The sequence below is a fragment of the Bacteroides sp. 51 genome (genome assembly GCF_010500965.1).
Taxonomy (GTDB): Bacteria; Bacteroidota; Bacteroidia; order Bacteroidales; family Bacteroidaceae; genus Bacteroides.
The window spans coordinates 1-343 of sequence record NZ_QVMI01000147.1; the positions used below are offsets into that span (position 1 = coordinate 1).

1 protein-coding gene is annotated in these 343 nt (G+C 44.0%); it reads left to right on the plus strand.

Annotated features, from left to right (window positions below):
* Nucleotides 1-48: 48 nt before the first annotated feature.
* The coding region (rplM, locus tag D0T87_RS23885) for a 50S ribosomal protein L13 (protein ID WP_239063890.1) at nucleotides 49-343 on the plus strand (295 nt) is incomplete at its 3' end.

Sequence of the window (343 nt, forward strand, 5' to 3'; positions counted from 1 at the left end):
GTACGATGTGAAAGAATTTGCATCAGTGGTAATTTCTACAGAAACAAGTTGAAATATCTTGACTTCTTGCGCAAGAGAACCAACACCAAGCCATCTCGAGGACCGTTCCATTTCCGTGCTCCTAGCAGAATCCTATGGAGAACTGTCAGAGGTATGATTCCACATAAGACCAAAAGAGGCAGCGAAGCAATGAACCGTGTCAAGGTGTTTGATGGAGTACCAAGCCCATATGATAAGGTGAAGCGCATGGTTGTACCATCAGCTCTTAGAGTCATAAGGCTAAAGCCTGGAAGAAAGTACTGTATTCTTGGTAGACTGTCTCATGAAGTGGGCTGGAAATATC